Here is a 23,802-nt window from a genome sequence, read left to right on the forward strand (position 1 = left end):
TTGCCTAGTGGACGCGAGCAAAATGCTTTGTGGTCAAGTCCTCGGCCTATTAGTACCGGTCAGCTCCACACATTACTGTGCTTCCACCTCCGGCCTATCAACCCGGTCGTCTACCGGGAGCCTTACCCCCTCACAGGGTGGGAGACCTCATCTCAAGGCGAGCTTCCCGCTTAGATGCTTTCAGCGGTTATCCCTTCCGAACGTAGCCAACCAGCCGTGCTCCTGGCGGAACAACTGGCACACCAGAGGTTCGTCCGTCCCGGTCCTCTCGTACTAGGGACAGCTCCTTTCAAGTCTCCTGCGCGCGCAGCGGATAGGGACCGAACTGTCTCGCGACGTTCTAAACCCAGCTCGCGTACCGCTTTAATGGGCGAACAGCCCAACCCTTGGGACCTACTCCAGCCCCAGGATGCGACGAGCCGACATCGAGGTGCCAAACCATCCCGTCGATATGGACTCTTGGGGAAGATCAGCCTGTTATCCCCGGGGTACCTTTTAGCCGTTGAGCGACGGCGCTTCCACAAGCCACCGCCGGATCACTAGTCCCAGCTTTCGCTCCTGCTCGACCCGTCGGTCTCACAGTCAAGCTCCCTTGTGCACTTACACTCGACACCTGATTGCCAACCAGGCTGAGGGAACCTTTGGGCGCCTCCGTTACTCTTTAGGAGGCAACCGCCCCAGTTAAACTACCCACCAGACACTGTCCCTGATCCGGATCACGGACCGAAGTTAGACGTTCAAAACGACCAGAGTGGTATTTCACCAATGACTCCACGGTAACTAGCGTCACCGCTTCACCGTCTCCCACCTATCCTACACAAGACGTTCCAAACGCCAATGTCAAGCTGTAGTGAAGGTCCCGGGGTCTTTCCGTCCTGCTGCGCGTAACGAGCATCTTTACTCGTAGTGCAATTTCGCCGGGTCTGCGGTTGAGACAGCGGGGAAGTCGTTACGCCATTCGTGCAGGTCGGAACTTACCCGACAAGGAATTTCGCTACCTTAGGATGGTTATAGTTACCACCGCCGTTTACTGGCGCTTAAGTTCTCAGCTTCGCACACCCAAAGGCGCACTAACCGGTCCCCTTAACGTTCCAGCACCGGGCAGGCGTCAGTCCGTATACATCGTCTTACGACTTCGCACGGACCTGTGTTTTTAGTAAACAGTCGCTTCCCCCTGGCCTCTGCGACCCCCACCAGCTCGGAGTGCAAGACTCGTCACCAGCGAAGGCCCCCCTTCTCCCGAAGTTACGGGGGCAATTTGCCGAGTTCCTTAACCACAGTTCACCCGATCGCCTTGGTATTCTCTACCTGACCACCTGAGTCGGTTTCGGGTACGGGCCGCCACGACACTCACTAGAGGCTTTTCTCGGCAGCATAGGATCACCCACTTCGCCACAATCGGCTCGGCATCACATCTCAGGATTAACGGACCGCGGATTTGCCTACGGTCCTCCCTACCTGCTTACCCCAGGACTACCATCGCCTGGGCTGGGCTACCTTCCTGCGTCACCCCATCGCTTACCTACTACCAGATCAGGCCAGGCGTTCAGCCTCACCCACACCCCGAAGGGCGTTAGGGGCTTAAGGACCCTTAGTATCACTGGATTCAGTATTGGCGCATCGTAGCGGGTACGGGAATATCAACCCGTTGTCCATCGACTACGCCTGTCGGCCTCGCCTTAGGTCCCGACTTACCCTGGGCGGATTAGCCTGGCCCAGGAACCCTTGGTCATCCGGCGCAGAAGTTTCTCACTTCTGATTCGCTACTCATGCCTGCATTCTCACTCGCACGGCCTCCACAACTAGATCACTCTGCTGCTTCGCCGGCCGCACGACGCTCCCCTACCCATCCACACACCTAAACCACAAAGGCTCAGCAAACGTGTGAATGCCACGACTTCGGCGGTGTACTTGAGCCCCGCTACATTGTCGGCGCGGAATCACTTGACCAGTGAGCTATTACGCACTCTTTCAAGGGTGGCTGCTTCTAAGCCAACCTCCTGGTTGTCACTGCGACTCCACATCCTTTCCCACTTAGCACACGCTTAGGGGCCTTAGTCGGTGGTCTGGGCTGTTTCCCTCTCGACTACGGAGCTTATCCCCCGCAGTCTCACTGCTACGCTCTCACTTACCGGCATTCGGAGTTTGGCTGACGTCAGTAACCTGGTAGGGCCCATTAGCCATCCAGTGCTCTACCTCCGGCAAGAAACACGTAACGCTGCACCTAAATGCATTTCGGGGAGAACCAGCTATCACGGAGTTTGATTGGCCTTTCACCCCTAAACACAGGTCATCCCCCAGGTTTTCAACCCTGGTGGGTTCGGTCCTCCACGCGGTCTTACCCGCGCTTCAACCTGCCCATGCCTAGATCACTCCGCTTCGGGTCTACAGCATGCGACTGACAACGCCCTATTCAGACTCGCTTTCGCTACGGCTCCCCCACACGGGTTAACCTCGCCACACACCATAACTCGCAGGCTCATTCTTCAAAAGGCACGCAGTCACATCACAGACGTCCGAAGACGCCTACGCTCCTACGGCTTGTAGGCACACGGTTTCAGGTACTATTTCACGACCCCTCACCGGGGCGCTTTTCACCTTTCCCTCACGGTACTTGTTCACTATCGGTCATCAGGGAGTATTTAGGCTTACCAGGTGGTCCTGGCAGATTCACACAGGATTTCTCGGGCCCCGTGCTACTTGGGATCCCCTCAAACAGTCGACAAGATTTCGCCTACCCGGCTCTCACGGTCTCCGGCGCTTCTTCCCAGAAGCTTCGACTATCCCATCGATTTCTCACTGCTTGGAAGAGCGGCAGCTCCTCCCAGAGGGTCCCACAACCCCGCACACGCAACGCCTGCCGGCTATCACACGCATACGGTTTAGCCTCTTCCGCTTTCGCTCACCACTACTCACGGAATCACTAATTTGTTTTCTCTTCCTACGGGTACTGAGATGTTTCACTTCCCCGCGTTACCACCAACCGCCCTATACATTCAGGCGGAGGCAACACCACATGACTGGTGCTAGGTTTCCCCATTCGGACATCCCCGGATCAAAGTCTGGTTGGCGACTCCCCGGGGCTTAACGCAGCCTCCCACGTCCTTCATCGGCTCCTGATGCCAAGGCATCCACCGTGTGCCCTAAAAAACTTGGCCACAAAGATGCTCGCGTCCACTATGCAAATCTCAAACAACAAACAGCGACCAGATCCGTCCCGCCACCAACACCCGGCCCGAAGGAGAAGACGATCGTCTTCCCCCCGGCCACGCTGGTATGACAGGAGGCTGGTCCCGCACGAGGTCACACAGACCACGAAGCCCACCCGCAGGCAGGCTCCGTATCCGGCCCGTTTCCTCAGGACCCAACAGTGTGTCCAGACCCATCCGCGCCCCCCGGCCGACGTTCCCCTCCCGACTCCGAAGAGTACGAGCGGTACTAGCCGACCCAGGCGAACCCGGATCATCCGATTAGCCAGTGCTCCACTAATGAGCGCGTCATGGGCAGAACAGGCGCCTACCATCATGACCTGGACCCGACCGGCATCTCACGATGACCCAGCCGAGCCGATGCTCCTTAGAAAGGAGGTGATCCAGCCGCACCTTCCGGTACGGCTACCTTGTTACGACTTCGTCCCAATCGCCAGCCCCACCTTCGACCGCTCCCCCCACAAGTGGTTGGGCCACGGGCTTCGGGTGTTGCCGACTTTCGTGACGTGACGGGCGGTGTGTACAAGGCCCGGGAACGTATTCACCGCAGCGTTGCTGATCTGCGATTACTAGCGACTCCGACTTCATGGGGTCGAGTTGCAGACCCCAATCCGAACTGAGACCGGCTTTTTGGGATTCGCTCCACCTCACGGTATCGCAACCCTCTGTACCGGCCATTGTAGCATGTTTGCAGCCCAAGACATAAGGGGCATGATGACTTGACGTCATCCCCACCTTCCTCCGAGTTGACCCCGGCAGTCTCCAATGAGTCCCCACCACCCCCGAAGGAGCGTGCTGGCAACATTGAACAAGGGTTGCGCTCGTTGCGGGACTTAACCCAACATCTCACGACACGAGCTGACGACAGCCATGCACCACCTGTCACCCGATCCGAAGAGGCACCCATCTCTGAGTGTTTCCGGGCGATGTCAAGCCTTGGTAAGGTTCTTCGCGTTGCGTCGAATTAAGCAACATGCTCCGCCGCTTGTGCGGGCCCCCGTCAATTCCTTTGAGTTTTAGCCTTGCGGCCGTACTCCCCAGGCGGGGCGCTTAATGCGTTAGCTACGGCGCGGAAACCGTGGAAGGCCCCCACACCTAGCGCCCAACGTTTACAGCGTGGACTACCAGGGTATCTAATCCTGTTCGCTCCCCACGCTTTCGCTCCTCAGCGTCAGGTAAGGCCCAGAGAACCGCCTTCGCCACCGGTGTTCCTCCTGATATCTGCGCATTTCACCGCTACACCAGGAATTCCGTTCTCCCCTACCTACCTCTAGCCAGCCCGTATCGAATGCAGACCTGGAGTTAAGCCCCAAGCTTTCACACCCGACGTGACAAGCCACCTACGAGCTCTTTACGCCCAATAATTCCGGACAACGCTTGCGCCCTACGTATTACCGCGGCTGCTGGCACGTAGTTAGCCGGCGCTTCTTCTGCAGGTACACGTCAACTTCGTCCCTGCTGAAAGAGGTTTACAACCCGAAGGCCGTCATCCCCCACGCGGCGTCGCTGCGTCAGGCTTTCGCCCATTGCGCAATATTCCCCACTGCTGCCTCCCGTAGGAGTCTGGGCCGTGTCTCAGTCCCAGTGTGGCCGGTCGCCCTCTCAGGCCGGCTACCCGTCGTCGCCTTGGTAGGCCGTTACCCCACCAACAAGCTGATAGGCCGCGAGTCCATCCCCAACCGAAACAACTTTCCACCACCATCCCATGCGGGAAGTGGTCATATCCGGTATTAGACCCAGTTTCCCGGGCTTATCCCAGAGTCGGGGGCAGGTTACTCACGTGTTACTCACCCGTTCGCCGCTCGAGTACCCCGAAGGGCCTTTCCGCTCGACTTGCATGTGTTAAGCACGCCGCCAGCGTTCGTCCTGAGCCAGGATCAAACTCTCCAAACAATGTCTGAACAGTCGTTTCCCGGCTGAAAGCACCCCCTCGGGCCCGCGAGCGGGCCAGGGGTGTATCAACCAAAGGAATCCGTCTCCCACCGGGGGTGGGTGGACGGGGTTGTGCTTCATGCACTGGCTTTTAACACACTGTTGAGTTCTCAAGAAACGGACGCGTTCTCCGTCGCCGTGACCATGGTCCCGGCTTCAGGGCGTTCCATTCCGTGTCTCCATCTTATCAGATCCGCCCGGTTCGTGTCAAACTGTCGCTTTCGTGACCGTTTCCATCGAACCCGCCGGACCCGTTAGGATCTCGACCGCCCCGTCTCCGGAGCAACCCTTCTAACTTACTCCGACATCCGTCTTGTGTCCAATCGTGCGGACACACCCAGATTTTCGAGGATTTCTTAGAGGGGGGTGCAGGGGCTTGCCCTGCCTGAAGAACTCTAGCAGTCCACTCGGGCTGTCATGACCCACTTCGCGGTAACAACTAGGTCTTCCCTACGTCAGGGACTTCCAAACACGGGAGTCCGGGGTCAACGGACCCCGGACTCCCGGCCAAAGCTCTGCCCCCGCGGCGCGCTCAGCCGGCGGGGAGCGCCGCCAACTGGGCGGTCAGCCGCGCGATGTCCTGGTCGGCCTGGGCCGCACGAGCGCGCACCTTGATGACCACGTCATCGGGCGCCTTCGACATGAACTGCTCGTTGCCGAGTTTGGCCGCCACTTGCGCGGCCTCCTTCTGCGCCACGGCGAGATCCTTCTCCAGGCGCTTACGCTCGGCCGCCACGTCGATCGTGCCCGCCGTGTCGATCTCCACGACGATACCGCTCACATCGAGGCGGGCGGTGGCGGAGAACGACTCTGACGGCTGGTCGAGCCGCAGCAGCGATCGGATCGCGCCTTCGTGCGAGGCGAGCGCCGTACCGGCCAGTGACAGGCGTGCGGCGACCCGCTGGCCGGGCTTGAGGCCCTGGTCGGAGCGGAACCTGCGAACCTCGGTGACCAGCCCCTGGACGGCGAGGATCTCCTCCTCGGCCGAAGCGTCGCGCAACGCCTCCTGGACCACCGGCCATGGCGCGACCACGATCGACTCGCCTCCGGTGACCGCTCGCCACAGCTCCTCCGTGACGAACGGCACCAGCGGGTGCAGCAGCCGCAGAAGCGAGTCGAGGACATGACCCAGCACCAGCCGGGTGTGCTCCTGACCCGAGGCGATCTGGATCTTGGCGAGTTCCACGTACCAGTCGCAGACCTCGTCCCAGGCGAAGTGGTAGAGCAGATCGGAGATCTTGGCGAATTCGAACTCCTCGAAGGCCGCGTCCACCGACGCGACGACCTCCTGAAGCCTGGACAGGATCCACCGGTCGGCCGCGGTCAGCTCCTCCGTCGGGAGCTCACCGACCGCGGCGCCGTTCATCAGCGCGAAGCGGGTGGCGTTCCAGATCTTGTTACAGAAGTTGCGGGAGCCCCCCGCCCACTCTTCGCTGATCGCCACGTCGGAACCGGGATTGGCGCCGCGCAGCAGGGTGAAGCGAGTGGCGTCGGCGCCGAAACGCTCGACCCAGTCGAGCGGATCCACCACGTTGCCGAACGACTTGGACATCTTCTTGCCGTACTGGTCGCGGACCATGCCGTGCAGCGCCACAGTACGGAAGGGCGGCTGGCCGTCCATCGCGTACAGGCCGAACATCATCATCCGGGCCACCCAGAAGAACAGGATGTCGTAGCCGGTGACCAGGACCGAGGTGGGGTAGAACTTGGCCAGTTCAGGTGTCTTGTCCGGCCAGCCCAGGGTGGAGAACGGCCACAGTCCCGAGGAGAACCAGGTGTCGAGGACGTCCGGGTCCTGGACATAGCCGGCGGGTGGCTCCTCGTCGGGACCGACGCAGACGACCTCGCCGGCCGGGCCGTACCAGACCGGGATCCGGTGGCCCCACCACAACTGCCGCGAGATGCACCAGTCATGCATGTCGTCGACCCAGTCGAAGTAGCGCTTGGCCAGCTCCGGCGGGTGGATCTTCGTCTGGCCGTCACGGACCGCGTCACCGGCGGCCTTGGCCAACGGGGAGACGTTCACGAACCACTGAAGTGAGAGCCGGGGCTCCACCACGGTCTTGCAGCGCGAGCAGTGGCCGACCGAGTGGAGGTATGGCCGCTTCTCCGCGACGATCCGGCCCTGCTGGCGCAGGGCGGCCACGACCGCGGGCCGGGCCTCGAAGCGATCAAGCCCTTGGAAGGGGCCGTGCGCGGTGATCACGCCACGCTCGTCCATGACCGACAGGGACGGCAACGAGTGGCGACGGCCGATCTCGAAGTCGTTCGGGTCGTGCGCCGGAGTGACCTTGACCGCTCCGGTGCCGAAGGCCGGGTCGACGTGTTCGTCGGCCACGACCGGAATCCGGCGTCCGGTGAGCGGGACCTCCACCTCGCGACCGATCAGGTGCGCGTAGCGCTCGTCGGACGGGTGCACGGCCACGGCGGTGTCACCGAGCATGGTCTCCGCCCGGGTGGTCGCGACGACGATGGAGTCCTCGCCCTCGCCGTAGCGGATCGAGACGAGCTCGCCCTCGTCCTCGCTGTGCTCCACCTCGATGTCCGACAGCGCGGTCAGGCAGCGCGGGCACCAGTTGATGATGCGCTCGGCGCGGTAGATGAGCCCGTCGTCGAAGAGCTTTTTGAAGATCGTCTGGACGGCGCGGGAGAGCCCGGGGTCCATGGTGAAGCGCTCACGCGACCAGTCGACGCCGTCGCCGAGCTTCTTCATCTGGCCGAGGATCCGGCCGCCGGACTCCTCCTTCCACTGCCACACACGCTCGACGAAGGCCTCCCTGCCCAGGTCGTGGCGGGACAGGCCATCCTTGGCGATCTCACGCTCGACGACGTTCTGGGTGGCGATGCCGGCATGGTCCATACCCGGCAGCCACAGGGTCTCCTGCCCGCGCATGCGAGCGCGGCGGGTCAGCGCGTCCTGGACCGAATGATCGAGGGCGTGGCCGATGTGCAGGACACCGGTCACGTTCGGCGGGGGCAGGACGATGCTGTACGGCTCACGCTCGCTGCTCGGATCCGCGGTGAAGTATCCCTGCGCGACCCAGCGCTCGTAGCTCCGGGTCTCCACGTCGGCGGGCGTGTACTGGGTGGGCAGCTCTGGCGTCGTCACGGTGTCCAATTCTAGGGACGTCCGGGTAGTCGATGTCCCATGGCCGCCGGACTTGCAAGGTGTATATACATCTTCTAGCTTATCTATACATGTCCACTGTTTACCGGCAACTGGCTGACGAGCTGCGTGCGGGCATCTCCGACGGTACCTATCCGCCCGGCTCGCGGCTGCCGTCGGAGAGTGAGCTGGCGCAGCGGCACGGGGTGTCGCGGGGAACCGTCCGCCAGGCGTTCGCCGCGCTGGCGGCCGATGGGCTGATCTCCTCGCGTAAGGGCACCCGGCGGCTGGTCCTGCAGCCGGCACTCGTGCCGAGCTTCGGTCAGCTGCACAGCTTCTCCCAATGGGCGGCGTCGGTCGGCCATACGCCCGGTGGCCGGGTGGTGGCGCTGGTCCGGCGGGAGCCGACCGACCTGGAGGCCGAACGGCTGGAGCTCGACCCCGGCGCCCGTATCTATCACCTGACGCGGGTCCGGCTGTTGTCCGGCCGGCCGGTGATGGTCGAGCGCACCGCCTACGTGGAGCGGATCGGCGCCCTCGTGGGCGGTATCGCCATCGATGTCGACAACGAGTCGATCACCGGCCGGCTGGAGGAGCTCGGCGTGGTGTTCGCCCATGCCGAACACACCGTCAGCGCGATCACCGCCGAGGCCGAGGACGCGCGTCTGCTCGGCGTCCGCCCCCGTACCGCGCTGCTGCGCGAGCTGCGGCGTACCACCGACCCCGACAACCGGCCGCTGGAGTGGTCAGACGACCGCTACCTCGGTGACGCCGTCGCCTTCACCGTGCACAACTCGGTGCGGGCCAACACCCTCATCCGATCTTCGGCCCCCGCCCACTAAGGAAGGCCCGGCATGTCCTTCGAGTCCCCCGCCATATGGCCGCACGACAACTGTTCCTGCCCCGAGTGCCGAGACGCGGCGCGGCGCCACGGGGACGCGGTGGTCGAGCATCTGCGGACGCTGTTCGACGGTCCCGGCGCCGACGACTACCTCGGCGAGGAGGTCACCCAGGCCGCGCACATGCTCCAGGCCGCGGCACGCGCCCGGGAGGCCGACGCCGCATCGGCCCTGGTGGCCGCGGCACTGCTGCACGATGTGGGGCACTTCACCGGGGAGATCACCGGGCATGACCTGATGGAGGGCACCGACAACCGGCACAGTCACGTCGGCGCCGACTGGCTGGGGCAGTGGTTCGGCCCGGAGGTGACCGAGCCGATCCGGCTGCACGTGGCGGCCAAGCGCTACCTGTGCGCCGTGGACGGCTCCTACCACGACCGGCTGTCCGAGGCCTCGCGTTACACCCTCGGCGTGCAGGGCGGGCCGATGGAGCCCTGGGAGCAGGCGAGGTTCGAGGCCGAGCCGTACGCCCGAGACGCCGTACGGCTGCGCCGCTGGGACGACGAAGCCAAGGAGCCGAATCGGACGGTCGCCGCCTTCATCGACTACACCGCTCTTCTCCACGGCCTGATCCGGCTCCCGCCCCGGTAGGGACCGCGTCACCGGAGCCGACGGCGTCAAAGGCTGCGTCGAAGGCGGCATCGCGCGGGGTGCAGGTCAGGAGGTCGCGCCGGAAAGACCTCGCGGGCAGGACCGTCCCCGGAAAGCACGGTGCCCCCGCGGAGAGACTCCACGGGGGCACCGGTCGAGCGAGGTGCTTTACGCCGACTTCTCGCGCGGCGTGCGCTGCTGCTTGTTGAGCTGGTCACGCGGCACGAGCGTCGGGTTGACGTGCTCGAGCACCGACTCGCGGGTGATGACGACACGCGCCACATCCTGGCGGGAGGGCACCTCGTACATCACCGACAGGAGAACCTCCTCCAGAATGGCCCGCAGGCCACGCGCACCGGTGCCGCGCAGGATCGCCTGGTCGGCGATGGCCTCCAGCGCGTCGTCGGTGAACTCGAGCTCGACGTTGTCCAGCTCGAACAGGCGGCGATACTGCTTCACCAGCGCATTGCGCGGCTCGGTGAGGATCTGGATGAGCGCCTCGCGGTCGAGGTTGTGCACGCTCGTGATGACCGGGAGACGGCCGACGAACTCGGGGATCATGCCGAACTTCAGCAGATCCTCGGGCATGACGTCGCGGAAGATGTCGGAGGTGTCGACGTCTTCCTTGGAGTGGATCACGGCGTTGAAGCCGATGCCCTTCCTGCCGACCCGGGACTCGATGATCTTTTCGAGGCCGGCGAAGGCACCACCGCAGATGAAGAGCACGTTGGTGGTGTCGATCTGGATGAACTCCTGGTGAGGATGCTTGCGTCCGCCCTGGGGCGGCACGCTCGCGGTGGTGCCCTCCAGGATCTTCAGCAGGGCCTGCTGCACGCCCTCACCGGAGACGTCCCTGGTGATCGACGGGTTCTCGCTCTTACGAGCGATCTTGTCCACCTCGTCGATGTAGATGATGCCGGTCTCGGCCTTCTTGACGTCGTAGTCGGCGGCCTGGATCAGCTTGAGAAGTATGTTCTCGACGTCCTCGCCCACATAGCCCGCCTCCGTCAGGGCGGTGGCGTCGGCGATGGCGAACGGTACGTTCAGCATCTTCGCCAACGTCTGGGCGAGCAGTGTCTTGCCGGAGCCGGTCGGGCCCAGGAGCAGGATGTTCGACTTGGCCAGTTCGAGGCCGTCGTCACGCCCGCGCTCACCGGACTGCACTCGCTTGTAGTGGTTGTAGACCGCCACCGAGAGAGCCTTCTTCGCCTGGTCCTGACCGATGACGTAGGCGTCGAGGAACTCGTAGATCTCCCTCGGCTTGGGCAGACTGTCCCACTTGAGCTCGGAGGACTCGCTGAGCTCCTCCTCGATGATCTCGTTGCAGAGATCGATGCACTCATCGCAGATGTATACGCCGGGTCCGGCGATGAGCTTCTTGACTTGCTTCTGGCTCTTCCCACAGAAAGAGCACTTCAGCAGGTCTCCCCCGTCGCCGATGCGTGCCACCCCAGATACTCCTTTGCGTGGGACCGCCCTGGCTTCTGCGGTCCGTTTCTTCCGACCGGCCCGATACCCGGTGCGAAAAGTCATCCCGCTCAGGTTTCGACGTTACCGTCTTCTGAGCCCTCAGTGAGCCCCCTAGCGGCGAGTCGCACCGGAACGTGCCCAATTGGGCACCGTTCCGGTGCGATATGCCTCGTTACGAGGCTAGGACCTTGGCGAGTTTCTTACGGGACGGGATGATGTCGTCGATCAGCCCGTACGCCTTCGCCTCCTCGGCATCGAGGATCTTGTCACGCTCGATGTCCTTGCGGATCGCAGCGGGATCCTTGCCCGAGTGCTGTCCCAGAATCGTCTCCAGCTGCGAGCGCATCCGCAGGATCTCGCGCGCCTGGATCTCGATGTCGCTTCCCTGGCCGCCGCCCTCGGTGGAGGGCTGGTGGATCAGGATGCGGGCGTTCGGCAGAGCGAACCGCTTGCCCGGCGTGCCGCCGGCCAGCAGGACCGCCGCGGCCGAGGCCGCCTGTCCGAGGCAGACCGTCTGGATCTCCGGCCGGACGAACTGCATCGTGTCGTAGATCGCCGTCATGGCGGTGAACGAGCCGCCCGGCGAGTTGATGTAGATGCTGATGTCGCGGTCAGGGTCGAGCGACTCCAGCGTCAGCAACTGCGCCATGACGTCGTTGGCCGAAGCATCGTCCACCTGCACGCCGAGGAAGATGATGCGATCCTCGAACAGCTTGGCGTAGGGGTTCATCTCCCGCATGCCGTACGACGTGCGTTCGGTGAAGGACGGAAGAACGTAGCGGCCGTTGATGTCTCCCGGCCGGATCAACTCACTCACCTTGTGCCCCTTCAGGAGACGGCGCCCGTGGAGGGCACCTGCCGAGCGCTACGCACGACCTGGTCGATGAAACCGTAGTCCTTGGCCTCCTCGGCCGTGAACCAGCGGTCCCGGTCGGAGTCGGCTTCGATCTGGTCCAAGTTCTGGCCGGTGTGGAAGGCGATGCGTTCGGCAAGGGTTTTCTTGACGTAGAGCATCTGCTCCGCCTGGATGGCGATGTCGGCGGCGGTGCCACCGATGCCTCCGGACGGCTGGTGCATCATGATGCGGGCGTGCGGGAGGGCGTAACGCTTGCCCTTCTCGCCGGCGCAGAGGAGGAACTGGCCCATGGAAGCGGCCAGGCCCATCGCGACCGTGCACACATTGTTAGGCACGTATTCCATCATGTCGTAAATCGCCATGCCTGCGGTCACTGACCCGCCTGGCGAGTTGATGTAGAGCCAGATGTCCCTGTCCGGGTCATCCGCGGCGAGCAGAAGCAGCTCGGCACAGATTCGGTTGGCGATCTCGTCGTTGACCTGGGTGCCCAGCACGATGATGCGCTCACGCAGCAGCCGCTGGTAGAGCTGGTCTTCGAGCCTGAACGAGCCGTTCGGCTGGCTCATCGACTCGGGCCCGGAGCCGGTCGGCTGGTAGAAGGTCGGCGGGCTGGTCACAGCGTCACCTTCCGATGCGTCGTAATCGATTGGCTTTGCTTGTGACCTTAACGCGCGCCGCCTACCGGACATGCCCCCTCCACGTGCTGTTCGCTGACGGCGCATGCTGCCCGCCCCCTCCCGGGGTCTCCCGGAGGGCCGTCGAAGCCCGTTTTCCACCCTTGCGGCCCCGGGTGCCGACGCGGGTTCGGCCTGCGGCACGAGGCTTTCCCGACCCCGACCCCGACCCCGACCCCGGACCGCGTCCGGCCGACCGGCTTTTCCTCCGCAGGCTTCCCGCAGACTCCCCATCGGTTTCCCGTAGCGGTGACCGCCGGAGAGATCGAGTTCTCGCCGTTCTCGCCGCGGCCTTCGGGTCGCGCCCCGCGGGCCCGTGGTGGACATCAGGGTGGACATCAGGGTGGACATCACGGCGCGCCGTCGCCTCCCCGGCACGGGCACAAGCCTCCCGGGGGCCCCGGCGCCCGGACAAGGACCCGTCGCCATCTCCCGGTAGGTGCACGAACTCCCGGTAGGTGCACGAACTCGCCGCCGTCTCCCAGACAGGTGCACGAACTCACCCGGGGCGGCCTCCCCGCGCCCGGACACGAGCCCGCCGCCGGGCCCATCGGCCTTCGAGCGCCGCCCAGACGGACGCTCTGCCCTCTCCCCGAGGATGAGGGAACGGGACCCCACAACGACGAACGCCCCCTCCGTGCCGGGCACGGAGGGGGCGCGGTGCGCCTGGCGGCGAGGCCTACTTCGCGGCCTCGGTCTCGGCGGACTCCTCAGTCGACTCCTCGGTGTCCTCCTCGGCGGCCTCTTCACCGTTGATCTCGGTGTAGATGGCCTTGAGGTCCACCTCGTTGCCGGCCTCGTCGGTCACCTTGGCCGCGTCACCGACGACGCTCTTGGCCTTGTCCCGGACGATCTCGACCATGGCCAGCGTGAGCTGGTCGTTGTCGGCGAGGTGCTGGGCGAGCGTGTTCGGGGCGACGTTCATCTGCATGGCGCGGCGCACCACGAAGTTGGTCAGCTCCTGCTCGCTGACGCCGAGCTCCTCGGACTTGACGATCTTGTCGAGGACGAAGCCGGTCTTGAGCGCCTTGGCCGCGCTCTCGTCGAACTCGGCGTAACGCTCTTCCTCGGTGGTCTGGTAGAGGCGGAAGTACGCCTCCTTGCTCAGGCCACTCTCGGCGATCTGGTGCTCAAGGTTGTGCTTGCGGCTGTCGACCTCGGCCTTGAACGCGCTTTCCGGCAGCGGAATGTCGATCTTGGCGAGGAGGGCGTCCAGAGCGTTCTCGCGAGCCTGGACGACCTGGTCGATCAGCTTGTTGCGGCGGGCCTGCTCGCGGACGCTGTCCTTGAGCTCGTCGAGCGTGTCGAACTCGCTGGCCAGCTGGGCGAACTCGTCGTCGAGCTCAGGGAGGACCTTCTCCTTGACGCTCTTGATGGTGATGGTGACCACGGCCTCCTCGCCGGCGTTCTCGCCGCCGACCAGGCTGGTGGTGAACTCCTTGGTCTCACCGGCGGACATGCCGACCAGCGCGTCGTCCAGGCCCTGCAGCACCGAGCCGGCGCCGACCTCGTAGGAGACGTCGTTGGCCTGCTGCTCCTCGATGTTCACACCGTCGATCGCGGCGGCGAGGTCCATGACGACGTAGTCACCGTTGGCGGCGGCGCGCTCGACGCCGGTCAGCGTCGCGAAGCGCTGGCGCAGGCCGTCCAGCTGGGCGTCGATGTCCTCGTCGGAGACCTCGGCGACCGGAACGGTGACTTCGAGGCCCTGGTAGTCGGGAACATCGAAGTTGGGACGGATGTCCACCTCGGCGGTGAACTCGACCTGCTCGCCGTCATCGATCTTGGTGACCTCGATCTCCGGCTGGCTGACCGGGAAGATGTCGCTCGCGTCGACGGCCTGGCCGTACAGCTTCGGCACGGCGTCGTTAAGGGTTTCCTCCAGCACCACCGCGCGGCCGAAACGCTGCTCGATGATCCGGGCCGGAACCTTGCCGGGGCGGAAGCCGGGGACGCGCACCTGCTGCGCGACCTTCTTGTACGCCGCCTGCAGGCTCTCGCCGAGCTCCTCGAACGGCACCTCGACAGTGAGCTTGACCCGAGTCGGGCTGAGCTCCTCCACAGCGGTCTTCACGGGGTGGTCTCCTTGATCAAGCTTCGAGTGATCGCGGGCGCGTCAAGTCGTACGGCTACCGCGGCAAGCTCGCGCGCCGCGCCCACATGAGCGGCACCGGGCACAGCCGTCGAGACATGCGAGATTAGGGCATGCTCCACTGTGGCGGGTGTCCAGCGCCGCTGGCCAGTCTAGGGCAGACCTACACCTCGGAGCGACCGCTGCTTGTTCAGTTCTCCTTGATGATGCGCCGCAGGATGTCGGTCGTCTCGCTCGGGGTGGTGCTCACCGCGCACAACCGCTCCATGACCTCGCTGTAGCGGTCGACTTCCTCGCGTTTGTCGAGGTAGAGCGCACTGGCCAGCTGCTCGACGTAGACCACGTCGGGAAGCTCGTGGTCGTTGAAGCGCAACACGCTGAAGGCGCCGCCCTCGGCGCTGTGGCCGCCGAAGCTGAACGGCATCACCTGAATCGTGATGTTGGGCTGGCGCATGAGCTCGAGCAGATGCTCCAGCTGCGCCTGCATCACCTCGGCACCGCCGATGGGGCGCCGCAGGGCCGCCTCGTCGACGACCGCCCAGAAGAACGGCCCATCGGGCCGGTTGAGCACCTGCTGGCGCTCCATCCGCAGGTCGACGCGGCGGGCGATCTCCTCGGGGGCGATCCCGGCGCTTCCCGCGGTGATGACCGCCCTGGCGTACTCCTTCGTCTGGAGCAGGCCCGGCACGAACTGCACCTCGTAGGTGCGGATCCGGGAGGCCGCCTCCTCCAGTCCGACGTAGGTCTGAAACCACGAGGGCAGCAGGTCGTTGAACCGGTGCCACCAGCCGGGCTCGTTGGCCCTGAGCAGGAGGTCCATCACCGCCGCCCGAGCCGTCTCGTCCTCCACACCGTAGAAGGTGAGCAGGTCGGCGACGTCGCGTTCCCTCAGGCCGACGCGGCCGAGTTCCATCCTGCTTATCTTGGATTCGGAACCCCGAATCAGATGCGCGGCCTCTTCCCGGGACAGACCCTTGGCCTCGCGCAGCCGGCGCAGTTGGGAGCCCAAAAGGATACGCAGAGCTGTGGGACCTGATCCCGGTTGAACCTGCGTCACTTCGCCTCCCTCTTCAATTGGGCCAGCGCACACAGTGTCACTACTTCCGGCCGCGATGACAAGGTCTCAACACCGTGTCCGATTCGCCAACCTCCTGTCGTAACCGCCCATGCGGCTGCACATTGCAACTGCACGTGCATTTGGGTCTTGCAGCGGGCGTTCCGGTGACCCATGATGGCTTAGTGCATATTGGGCTTATGGTGCACAGGCTCTGAAAACTCACAACTGGCACGGAGACTCACGATGACAGCGGGAGGTACCGGCAGGATGGTGGAGGAGCCAAAATCGGCTGCCGACTACCTGCAGGCGACTCGCGACGTCGGCTTCGACGAGCTGCTCGCGGCCAATCACTCCGACGCCACGGCATGCCCGCTCCCCCGACAGGCCGATTCGGTGAAGACCGCCCGAGACGTGACCCGCTCGACGTTGAGCGACTGGGGATTGTCGGAACTGAGCGATGACGCAGCGCTAGTAGTTTCGGAACTGGTCACCAACGCGGTCCGTTACGCGCTGTGCCCGCCCAGTCAGGTGGAGACCACCCCCATCACCCTGATGCTGCTGCACCTGTCCCCCCACGTGCTCCTCGCCGTGGCCGACCCCAGCGACGAGGTCCCCACCCCCAAGGAGCCGGACTTCATCTCCGAGAACGGCCGCGGCCTCTACATCGTGGAGACCTACAGCAAGTGCTGGGGCTGGGACCACCTCAACCGCGGCGGCAAGGCCGTCTGGGCCCTCTTCAGCGGCACCGCCTGACCCCGCTTCGGCGACACCGTCCGACCCCGCGCGACGGATTTCGGCCAGAGGGCCGACGACCCCGAAAAACGAACGAGGCCGTTTCCCACGATCGGAAACGGCCTTCGAGCTCGTACTTCGTGTCGGGGTGACAGGATTTGAACCTGCGGCCCCCTGCTCCCAAAGCAGGTGCGCTACCAAACTGCGCCACACCCCGGTCCGTCGGGTACGCGCCCGCTCCGGAACTCCGGTACGATTACGCCCTGACGACCGGATGAAGTCTAGACCAGACTGACACCGGCTCGCGCGGACGTAGCTCAATGGTAGAGCCCCAGTCTTCCAAACTGGCTACGCGGGTTCGATTCCCGTCGTCCGCTCAGATGGCGAAAGGCCAGGTCAACCGGTATCCGGTGGCCTGGCCTTTCGCTTTCTCCAAAACTTTACGATCTTTCGCAACCGTGACGCGCACGCCTCACGAGATGAAGAACGAAAAACGCAAAGCGTGGGCCACGGACGGTGATTGCGCCGACACTGGGTGAATCCGACCTGTGGAGGCGCATGATGGCCGAAGCCACCCGAGTTCTGCTCGACGAGTCCCGCATCCCCCGCACCTGGTACAACATCGCGGCCGACCTGCCCGCCCCTCCTCCTCCGCCGCTCCACCCGGGCACGCTGCAACCGGTCGGGCCGGACGACCTCGCGCCGCTCTTCCCGATGGAGCTCATCGACCAGGAGGCCGGCACCGAGCGTTTCGTCGCGATCCCGGAGGGCGTCCGCGACGTCTACCGGCTCTGGCGGCCGACGCCGCTGATCCGTGCGCGCAGGCTGGAACGCGCCCTCGGCACCCCGGCCAGGATCTACTACAAGTACGAGGGCGGCTCCCCCTCCGGCTCGCACAAGCCGAACACCGCCGTCCCGCAGGCCTACTACAACGCGCGGCAAGGAATCGGGAAGCTCACCACGGAGACCGGAGCCGGCCAGTGGGGGTCGGCGCTGGCGTTCGCGTGCGCGCAGTACGACATCGAGTGCGAGATCTGGATGGTCCGCGCCTCCTATGACCAGAAGCCGCACCGCAGGAGTCTGATGCGGGTGTACGGCGCCACCGTGCACGCCAGCCCGTCCCCGTTGACCGCGTCGGGCAGGAGGGTCCTGGCCGAGCAGGCCGACTCACCGGGCAGCCTCGGCATCGCGATCAGCGAGGCCGTCGAGGTGGCCGGATCGAGGCCTGACGTCCGCTACGCCCTGGGCAGCGTGCTGAACCACGTCCTGCTGCACCAGACGGTGATCGGCGAGGAGGCGATCGAGCAACTGGCCGCGTTCGGCGAGGTGCCGGACGTGATCGTGGGCTGCACCGGCGGCGGCTCCAACTTCGCCGGGCTCACCTTCCCGTTCCTGCGGGAGAGGCTGGCCGGGCGGATGAACCCGGTGATCCGGGCGGTCGAGCCGGAAGCCTGCCCGTCGCTCACCCGCGGCACCTACGCCTACGACTTCGGCGACACGGCCGGGTTCACGCCGCTGCTGAAGATGCACACGCTCGGCCACGCCTTCGTCCCCGACCCGATCCACGCGGGCGGCCTGCGCTATCACGGCATGTCTCCCCTGTTGTCCCACATGTACGAGCTGGGGATGTTCGAGGCCGTGGCAAAGGGCCAGACCGAGTGCTTCGAGGCAGGGCTGCGTTTCGCCAGGACGGAGGGGATCCTCCCGGCCCCCGAACCGGCCCACGCGCTGGCCGAGACCATCGCCGAGGCGTTGCGGTGCCGGGAGAGCGGTGAGGCGAAGGTCCTGCTGACCGCGCTGTGCGGGCACGGGCACTTCGATCTGAACGCCTATGACCGCTACCTGTCCGGTCGGATGGAGGACTTCCCTCTCCCCCAGGACCGGATCGACGCGGCGCTGGCCGGCCTGCCCGACCTGTAGAGGCCCGGGTTGCGGGTTCGCCTCACGCGGGCGGCCGCACATGCCCGATCCCGCATGCCTGATCCCGCATGCCCGATCTCACGCACGACCTCGCACGCCCGACCTCACGAACGGCCTCACACCCGACCTCGCACGCACGATCTCACGAACGGCAGGAGTCGCCTCGGCCTTACGGATCGGAAGCCGCCAGCGTCGCCGGACAGGACGATCTTGACGGCGATGCCACATACCGGCAGCATGTGACGGAGATCGATAAATATCCATAAATCTCCGTCAAACGAAGACCCGAGTGTAGATCGTTCTTTACAATTCTCCACGAACGGCAGTCAAGTCGCACTGGAGGAGAACGTGGCGGGGTTCGACGGCGTGATCATCGGTGGCGGTCACAACGGGCTGACATGCGCCGCCTATCTCGCCAGGGCGGGCCTTTCCATCGCGGTCGTCGAGCGCAACGACGAGGCGGGCGGCGGCTGCAGCACCCAGGAGCTGACCCTCCCCGGGTTCCGGCACAACACCCACAGCAGCTACCACTTCCTGGAGGAGGGACCGGTCCCGGCCGATCTCGAGCTCCAGCGCCACGGTCTGCGCTATGTCTATCCCGAGACCCAGCACTCCACGGTCTTCAGGGACGGCCGCGCGATCACGGTCTACACCGACCCCAAGCGCACCGCCGAGTCCTTCGCCCGGTTCTCCGCTTCCGACGCGGACCGTTGGCTGGAGCTGCACGAGCGCTACGCCGAGGCGGCCAGGGACCTGATGAACGGTTTCCTGTATTCCAGGCCGCTGCCGCCATCGGTGCTCGCCGAACGCCTCCGGGGCGATCTGGGCCGCGACCTGCTGAGCTACATGCCCCTGTCGCTCTACGAGGCCGTCGACAAGAACTTCGAGAGCGAACAGGTGAGGGTGCTGTTCAAGTCCTTCCTGCACGCGATCTCGATCGAGAACGTGCCTGGTACCGGTGGTTTCCTGCCGCGTCTGCTGTCTCGCATCGCCAGACTCGGTGTGCCCGTGGGCGGCGCCGTCAACGTCGCGAACGCGCTGCGCGGCGCCATCGAGGAGCACGGCGGCACGGTGATCACCGGCGCGCACGTCGAGCGGATCCTGGTCGACGACGGCCGGGCCACCGGGGTACGGCTGGCCACCGGCGACGTCCTGCACGCGCGGCGGTTCGTGGTCAGCGCGGTGGACGCCCCCCAGACGGTACGGCTGGCGGGCCCGGAGAACTTCGGCGCCGAACTCGCGGCCAAGGTCGACGGCTACAAATGGGCCGGGCACAGCCTGGTCAGCCTGCATCTCGCGCTGGAGGAGGCGCCGCGCTATCTGGCGGCCGAGTTCGAGCCCGACGTGGACCGGGCCTTCCTCGTCGTCCTCGGGGCCGACGACAGCGCGCAGCTCAGCCGTACCTTCGACCAGATCCATCAGGGACGGCTGCCCGATCGTCTGGCGGGCAACGGCGCCTGCCCCTCACTGTTCGATCCCTCCTACGCGCCGGACGGCAAGCACGTGGCCTTCTGGTGGCCGTGGGCGCCTTACGATCTGGACGGCGATCCGCGCAACTGGGATCGGCGCCGTGAGGAGGTGGGCGAAAGGTTACTTATGGAATGGGCGGAATACGCCCCCAATCTCGCTAGGGGCGCCGTGCTCGGCAAACGGGTCTTCTCACCGCTCGACATCGAGCGGCACTGCATCAACATGGTCCGCGGCAGCCACCACGTCGGCGCCTACGAGCCCGTCCAGATGGGCGGTAACCGGCCGGTTCCCGAGCTCGGGCAGTACCGCACCCCGATCGACGGCCTCTACCTGTGCGGCGCGAGCAGTCATCCCGGCGGCTCGGTCTCCGCGGCCCCCGGCTACAACGGCGCCAACGCCATCGCCGAGGACCTCGAACTCACCACCTGGTGGACTCCGGTCCCGGCCCCGCGGTGGAGCGAGTGAACCGCCGGTTCGTCGCCAAGGATCCGGCGGCAGCGGCACCGCGGATGAGCAGTCCCGCCACCATGCACGAGCAGCTGTCGCTGCTCAACGCGGCGAGCAAGCGGATCGGCAGCACCCTGGACATGTTCGAGACCGGCAGGGAGCTGATGGACGTCGCCGTGCCGCGCTTCGCGGACGCGGCCGGCATCCTGGTGCAGGACCGGCTCATGACCGACGGGGAGTTCCCGCAGCGCACCACCGACGGCACCGCGCTGGTACGGCGGATCGCGGTCGGCGTGTCCGACCCCGCTCCCGGCGAGTACGCCAGGGCGTTCCCGGTGGACGAGGTCGCCGTCTACGACGCCTGGACGCCCTACGCCAGGTGCATGGCCACCGGCAACCCGATCCTCTACCCTCGGCTGGGCCGCCGCACCGCCGATGAGATCGGGCGCTTCTGGAAGCGCGACTCGGTGACCAAGGTGCTGGAGGACAGCTCGTTCCTGGTGGTCCCGCTGAAGGCGCGCGGCAGGGTGCTGGGCTTCGTCATCTTCACCCGCAGGCCCGACAGTGATCCCTTCGAGGAGCAGGACATCGCCCTCGCCGAGGAGCTGGCGGCCAGGACCGCGGTCTGCCTGGACAACGCCCGCCTCTACAACCGCGAACGCCGTACCGCGCTGACCCTGCAGAGCAGCCTGCTCCCTGCCGACCTCTACCAGCCGCTGGGCCTGACGATCGCCTCCCGCTATCTGCCCGCGAGCGACCTGGTGGGGGTGGGCGGCGACTGGTACGACGTGATCCCGCTGCCCGGCTGCCGGGTCGCCCTCGTGGTCGGCGACGTCATGGGGCACGGCATCAGGGCGGCCGCCACGATGGGTCAGCTGCGCACGGCCGCCCGTACGCTGGCCAGCCTCGACCTCAGCCCGGCCGAGGTGCTGTTCCGGCTCAACCGGATGAGCCAGGACCTGGACGCCACCCAGATCGCGACGTGCGTCTACGCCACCTACGACCCGGTCACGCGAACCTGCTCGATCGCCTCCGCGGGACACGTGCCGCCGATCCTGGTACGGCCGGGCGGCAAGCCCGAGCTGCTGGAGCTGCCGCCCGGCCTTCCCCTCGGCATCGGCAACGAGACGGTCGAGATGCGCGAGCTCACCCTGCCGCACGACTCCATCCTGGCCTTCTACACCGACGGCCTGGTGGAGAGCCGCGACCGGGACATCGACGAGGGCATCGGCATGGTGTGCGATCTGCTCGCCGGCCAGAACCAGGACCTGGAAAAGGTCTGCGACCTCACGATCGACGCGCAGCGCCCGGGACACGAGCGCGACGACATCGCGCTCCTGCTGGCCAGGGTGCGCGAGCTGAGCGAGGACGACATCGTCGAGATCGACCTTCCCCCGGATCCCCGCTCCGCCTCCGCGGCCCGCCGGTTCGTCCGGGCCACGCTGGCCGAGTGGCGGCTGGACCCGATCGCCGACGCCACCGAACTCATGATCAGCGAACTGGTCACCAACGCGATCAAGCATGGTTCGGGCACGGTCGGGCTGCGCCTGCTGCGCGGCCCGACGCTCGTGTGCGAGGTGACCGACCGTTCCCTGACGATGCCGGTCATGCGCGAAGCCGGCAGTGGCGACGACACCGGCCGAGGGCTGCATCTCATCAACTGGCTGGCGCACCGCTGGGGCTCCCGCCTGACGCCCAAGGGCAAGGTCGTCTGGATGGAGCAGAGTCTGCCGTGAGGCACGGCCCCGGCGTACGGGGAGCCGCCGGCCCCGCCGAGGGGCGGCGGCGAAGACACGAAGGCGATCCACGCCCGGCGCGGCCTTCCACCGCGTGGTGGAAGGCCGGGCGGGAGAGGTCGCGGTCCGGTCCCGGCCTTCGGCGTGCTGACGGCCGGCCGCTGGTCAGAAGGGTGGTCCGACGGGCCGCGCAGGAGGCCGCGGACGCCTCCGGTTCCGGCGCGGCCCCGGCCCGCTCGCGCCGTCCGGCCCTGTCCCGCGAGCGCGATGACTACGTCCCGCCCAGGAGTTACGGTCGAAATGACGACTCGGGAGGACACGATGAGCATTGACATAAGCGAGGCCTACCGACGCACGCTGGACGGGTTCGGCGCTCTTGTGCACAGGATCGGGCCGCGACAGTGGGACAACCAGACGCCGTGCGTGGATTGGGACGTGCGTGCCCTGGTCAACCACGTGGTCTCGGAGAACCGGTGGGCTCCGGAGCTTCTCGCCGGGCGGACCGTCTCCGAGGTCGGCGACGCCTTCGACGGTGATCTGCTCGGTGACGACCCGTTGAAGGCGTTCGACATCTCGGCGGTGGCCGCCGCCCAGGCGGCGAGCGAGGAGGGCGCGCTGGCGCGCGTCGTCCACCTGTCGTTCGGCGATGTGCCCGCCGGGGAGTACGTCAACGAGCTGTTCGCCGACGCCCTCATCCACACCTGGGATCTCGCCCGCGCCATCGGCGCCGACGAGCGGCTCGACCCCGAGCTGGTGGAGGCCTGCGCGGCCTGGTTCGCCGACGCCGAAGAGGGCTACCGCCAGGCCGGTGTCATAGGAGAGCCGCAACAGGTGGACCCGGACACCGATCCCCAGACCAGGCTGCTCGCCTCATGGGGTCGCCGCAGCTAGCGGGCCGCCGTCTCCGGCGCTCCCGCTCGCGGGGTGGTGAACACGGTCACCGGCCGTGCTCCTAGGCTCCCCGCATGAGCGCGAAACTGATGGACCGCTGGCGGTCCCTGACAGGGCCCGAGGCCGAGAGCCTCGGCAGGGAGCTGATCGCCCGGTACGGCGAGCCGCACCGCAGGTATCACACGACCGACCATCTGGAGGCCGTGCTGAACCATGTCGACACGCTGGCCGGGAGCGCGGCCGACCCCGACCTCGTACGGCTCGCAGCCTGGTTCCACGACGCCGTCTACGACCCGCGGCGCGGCGACAACGAGGAGCGCAGCGCCCGGCTGGCCGAGCGCGCGCTGCCCGAGATGGGGCTGTCCGCCGACGCGGTGGCCACCGTGGCCCGGCTGGTCAGGCTCACCCTCACACACGACCCCGCGCCCGACGACGCGGACGGCGCCGTACTCTGCGACGCCGACCTGGCGATCCTGGCCGCTCCGCCCGAGGTCTACGCGGCCTACGCGGCGGCCGTGCGCCAGGAGTACTCCTTCGTGCCGGACGACGCCTTCCGGCGCGGCCGGGAGGCCGTACTCCGCTCGCTGCTCGACCTACCGGTGATCTTCCGCATCGCCGACCTGGAGGCTCCGGCCAGGGCGAACATCCATGCCGAGCTTGAGCGCCTGTGAGCGACTATTCACCAGGATTCAACACCGATCACCTGGCCTCTCTGTGATA

General features: G+C 65.8%; 14 protein-coding genes, 2 tRNA genes and 2 rRNA genes. 9 read left to right on the top strand and 9 right to left on the bottom strand.

Annotated elements, in window-relative coordinates:
• Positions 1-29 precede the first annotated feature (29 nt).
• The 3 genes from ACQPYK_RS37620 to ACQPYK_RS37630 all read right to left on the bottom strand — a co-directional run bounded on the left by ACQPYK_RS37620 (position 30) and on the right by ACQPYK_RS37630 (position 8,259).
• Positions 30-3,158 (bottom strand): 23S ribosomal RNA (locus tag ACQPYK_RS37620).
• A 422-nt stretch (positions 3,159-3,580) separates the two neighbouring features.
• Positions 3,581-5,102: ribosomal RNA gene (locus ACQPYK_RS37625) — 16S ribosomal RNA — on the bottom strand.
• The 16S and 23S rRNA genes sit together here, the layout of an rRNA operon.
• Positions 5,103-5,673: 571 nt before the next feature.
• On the bottom strand, positions 5,674-8,259 hold the full coding sequence (locus tag ACQPYK_RS37630) for a valine--tRNA ligase (protein ID WP_433242195.1): 2,586 nt from the start codon (positions 8,257-8,259) through the stop codon (positions 5,674-5,676).
• Positions 8,260-8,339: 80 nt separating this feature from the next.
• Between ACQPYK_RS37630 and ACQPYK_RS37635 the strand changes: the two genes are divergently transcribed.
• Entirely contained in the window at positions 8,340-9,089 is a 750-nt protein-coding gene (locus tag ACQPYK_RS37635) for a GntR family transcriptional regulator (protein WP_433242198.1), read from the top strand.
• Between the two features lie 12 nt (positions 9,090-9,101).
• Positions 9,102-9,737 carry an HD domain-containing protein gene (locus ACQPYK_RS37640; protein ID WP_433242201.1) on the top strand — a complete coding sequence of 212 codons (636 nt, stop codon included), beginning with the start codon at positions 9,102-9,104 and terminating at the stop codon, positions 9,735-9,737.
• A gap of 168 nt (positions 9,738-9,905) precedes the next feature.
• Here ACQPYK_RS37640 and clpX read toward each other — a convergent pair whose 3' ends face one another.
• From clpX to ACQPYK_RS37665, 5 genes are all read right to left on the bottom strand, one after another.
• Complete coding sequence (gene clpX, locus ACQPYK_RS37645; RefSeq protein WP_433242204.1) at positions 9,906-11,186, bottom strand: ATP-dependent Clp protease ATP-binding subunit ClpX; 1,281 nt, start codon at positions 11,184-11,186, stop codon at positions 9,906-9,908.
• 193 nt (positions 11,187-11,379) lie between these two features.
• Positions 11,380-12,024, bottom strand: a complete 645-nt coding sequence (locus ACQPYK_RS37650) for an ATP-dependent Clp protease proteolytic subunit (RefSeq protein ID WP_433242207.1) — start codon at positions 12,022-12,024, stop codon at positions 11,380-11,382.
• Positions 12,025-12,035: 11 nt separating this feature from the next.
• Positions 12,036-12,680 (bottom strand): ClpP family protease, encoded by a 645-nt coding sequence (locus tag ACQPYK_RS37655; RefSeq protein WP_433242210.1) that lies wholly within the window; start codon positions 12,678-12,680, stop codon positions 12,036-12,038.
• A gap of 736 nt (positions 12,681-13,416) precedes the next feature.
• A complete protein-coding gene (tig, locus tag ACQPYK_RS37660) occupies positions 13,417-14,811 on the bottom strand; it encodes a trigger factor (RefSeq protein WP_433242213.1) in 1,395 nt (464 codons plus the stop codon).
• A gap of 208 nt (positions 14,812-15,019) precedes the next feature.
• Positions 15,020-15,886: a helix-turn-helix domain-containing protein gene (locus tag ACQPYK_RS37665; protein WP_433242216.1), complete on the bottom strand. Its 867-nt coding sequence runs from the start codon at positions 15,884-15,886 to the stop codon at positions 15,020-15,022.
• A gap of 243 nt (positions 15,887-16,129) precedes the next feature.
• Between ACQPYK_RS37665 and ACQPYK_RS37670 the strand changes: the two genes are divergently transcribed.
• Positions 16,130-16,639, top strand: coding sequence for an ATP-binding protein (locus ACQPYK_RS37670; RefSeq protein ID WP_433242219.1), 510 nt, complete (start codon positions 16,130-16,132; stop codon positions 16,637-16,639).
• A gap of 122 nt (positions 16,640-16,761) precedes the next feature.
• Here the strand turns inward: ACQPYK_RS37670 and ACQPYK_RS37675 are convergent.
• Positions 16,762-16,835, bottom strand: a tRNA-Pro gene (locus ACQPYK_RS37675).
• A gap of 89 nt (positions 16,836-16,924) precedes the next feature.
• On the opposite strand from ACQPYK_RS37675, the gene ACQPYK_RS37680 reads away from it, so the two are divergent.
• The 6 genes from ACQPYK_RS37680 (at position 16,925) to ACQPYK_RS37705 (ending at position 23,753) form a co-directional block, all read left to right on the top strand.
• Positions 16,925-16,995 (top strand) — tRNA-Gly (locus ACQPYK_RS37680).
• A 181-nt stretch (positions 16,996-17,176) separates the two neighbouring features.
• On the top strand, positions 17,177-18,538 hold the full coding sequence (locus ACQPYK_RS37685; protein ID WP_433242222.1) for a TrpB-like pyridoxal phosphate-dependent enzyme: 1,362 nt from the start codon (positions 17,177-17,179) through the stop codon (positions 18,536-18,538).
• A gap of 348 nt (positions 18,539-18,886) precedes the next feature.
• Positions 18,887-20,473, top strand: coding sequence for a phytoene desaturase family protein (locus ACQPYK_RS37690; protein ID WP_433242225.1), 1,587 nt, complete (start codon positions 18,887-18,889; stop codon positions 20,471-20,473).
• Positions 20,470-22,191 carry an ATP-binding SpoIIE family protein phosphatase gene (locus tag ACQPYK_RS37695; RefSeq protein WP_433242227.1) on the top strand — a complete coding sequence of 574 codons (1,722 nt, stop codon included), beginning with the start codon at positions 20,470-20,472 and terminating at the stop codon, positions 22,189-22,191. Before ACQPYK_RS37690 ends, ACQPYK_RS37695 begins: the two co-directional genes overlap by 4 nt.
• A 321-nt stretch (positions 22,192-22,512) precedes the next feature.
• Positions 22,513-23,082, top strand: coding sequence for a TIGR03086 family metal-binding protein (locus tag ACQPYK_RS37700; RefSeq protein ID WP_433242230.1), 570 nt, complete (start codon positions 22,513-22,515; stop codon positions 23,080-23,082).
• Between the two features lie 74 nt (positions 23,083-23,156).
• Positions 23,157-23,753: an HD domain-containing protein gene (locus ACQPYK_RS37705; protein ID WP_433242232.1), complete on the top strand. Its 597-nt coding sequence runs from the start codon at positions 23,157-23,159 to the stop codon at positions 23,751-23,753.
• The last annotated feature ends 49 nt before the right edge of the window (positions 23,754-23,802 follow it).

The organism is Streptosporangium sp. CA-135522, from assembly GCF_050949235.1.
Lineage (GTDB): Bacteria > Actinomycetota > Actinomycetes > Streptosporangiales > Streptosporangiaceae > Streptosporangium.

Excerpts from the sequence above, each read along its gene's own strand:
- ACQPYK_RS37635 (WP_433242198.1), top strand. The coding sequence starts at position 8,340 with ATGTCCACTGTTTACCGGCAACTGGCTGACGAGCTGCGTGCGGGCATC.
- ACQPYK_RS37640 (WP_433242201.1), top strand. The coding sequence starts at position 9,102 with ATGTCCTTCGAGTCCCCCGCCATATGGCCGCACGACAACTGTTCCTGC.
- ACQPYK_RS37670 (WP_433242219.1), top strand. The coding sequence starts at position 16,130 with ATGACAGCGGGAGGTACCGGCAGGATGGTGGAGGAGCCAAAATCGGCT.
- ACQPYK_RS37685 (WP_433242222.1), top strand. The coding sequence starts at position 17,177 with ATGATGGCCGAAGCCACCCGAGTTCTGCTCGACGAGTCCCGCATCCCC.
- ACQPYK_RS37700 (WP_433242230.1), top strand. The coding sequence starts at position 22,513 with ATGAGCATTGACATAAGCGAGGCCTACCGACGCACGCTGGACGGGTTC.
- ACQPYK_RS37705 (WP_433242232.1), top strand. The coding sequence starts at position 23,157 with ATGAGCGCGAAACTGATGGACCGCTGGCGGTCCCTGACAGGGCCCGAG.